Source organism: Ignavibacteria bacterium, from assembly GCA_016873845.1.
Classification (GTDB): domain Bacteria; phylum Bacteroidota; class Ignavibacteria; order Ch128b; family Ch128b; genus JAHJVF01.
Genome location: VGVX01000160.1, coordinates 1 through 1,629 on the forward strand (window position 1 = coordinate 1; position 1,629 = coordinate 1,629).

Below are 1,629 nucleotides of genomic sequence, written 5' to 3' on the forward strand. Positions count from 1 at the left end.
ACAAACGTTTCGCCAATTTCGGTAAGACCGATTTGCGGTTTGTACTTTTCGGCAGAGTTTTTCATCCAGTCGATTGCTTCTTCGTATGGCTCACGTCCTTGGGGGAATGTCCTCGTGTGCATTGGGATAAAATATTTTGAGTTCATATCGTGAGCCATTTTCAAAGCTTCTTCCGGTGTGCAGTGAGTGTACCGCCATGGATTGTAAGCGCCAATTGGCATCATTGCAATATCAATTCCATCATTATTATACGGTTTATATAATTCGGTGAATGCTGTGTCGCCGGCAAAAAGAATTTTCTTCCCATTCTTTTCAAGTATGTAAGAGTTGTAGCTTCTTCCATTTGGATTGCCTTTCGAACGGTCTTTCTCCCAAGGATACCGCCATCCGAAATGTTTTACTTTAACCGCTTCGATTTTTACCCCGTGCAGTTCTGTACTTTCGTTCCAATCGATTTCATTGACTGATTTCCAGTTTAAGTCTTCTATCACATCCTTTGTTGCGAATGAAGTCATTACATCGATCTTTGCTGGATACTTCTGCGCAAATGCTTTTAGAGTTGGATAATCCATATGATCAAGGTGAGCGTGCGAAAGGAGAATGAAATCTGGTTTTGGAATTTCATCGATTGTTAAAGCTGGCTTGACAAATCTTTGCGGTCCCCAGTTTGTTCCAAGAAAATAAACGCCAATTCTATTTGATAGGACAGGATCGGTAAGCAAAATCGTCCCGTAAAAATTTATTAAGAAAGAAGAATGTCCAATCCAGCAAAGCGAAACTTCTTCATCATTCCAATTCATTGGAGAGGGTTTGATAGGCGGTTGTGTCGGTCCATCTGCTGAAAGATTTTTAGCAAATAAATTATTACCGAATCCTTTCAGTAATGCAAAAGCTCCTCCGAGCAATCCGAGAGTAATAAATTTTCTGCGGTTGATTTTCATTTGTTAATTATATTTTATTAGCTAACTGAAGTTACGCATCCGTTCTTTTTATCCGATTTTATATAAGTATCAATAAGAAATAGAACACAGATAACGCTGATTTTGACTGATTTTCGCTGATTTAAACCTGCCCGCTAAGTAAATAGCTATGAGGCAGGCGGGTCTGTGAAAATCAGTAGTATCTGTGTCATCAGTGTGCTATTTGTCATTTTGCGTAATTTCAGTTAGCTAACATAAAAAATCATGGTTTAGTTTCAATAACAAAAGCACGAATGCCAATTGTTGTTAAAATTATTATGCCGCCTATAACAGCAAAGAGAGATGGTATTTCGCCGTATCCTAGTAAGACCCAAATCGGATTAAGAATTGGTTCGAGCATGGCAATGAGTGCGGCTTCGATTCCTTCAATTCTCTTTATTGCGTAACTGAACAGTGCATAAGCAAGTCCAATCTGAAAAATTCCAAGAAATGCAACCATCAAAAAATCATTCGCTGAAATTAGGAAAGACGGAAAAACAGAATTCAAGCAAATTAGGGAGACAAGAATATTCCCCAGAAATATTGATGGAAGAGTAAACTCAGATGAATTTTTTCTGACACCGATTAGAAATGCAGCAAAACAAATTCCCGAAAGGAGTGCAATTATATTTCCTTCGAAGTGGGCGGGAGTTATCTCTCCGACGAAAAA

At 38.6% G+C, this 1,629-nt stretch carries 2 protein-coding genes; both read right to left on the reverse strand.

Annotated elements, in window-relative coordinates:
- Window positions 1-941, reverse strand: a 941-nt coding sequence (locus FJ213_13530) for a Zn-dependent hydrolase (protein ID MBM4177174.1), incomplete at its 3' end; no start/stop codon positions are given.
- A gap of 241 nt (window positions 942-1,182) precedes the next feature.
- Window positions 1,183-1,629 (reverse strand): EamA/RhaT family transporter (locus FJ213_13535; protein MBM4177175.1); only part of this gene is annotated, 447 nt, incomplete at its 5' end.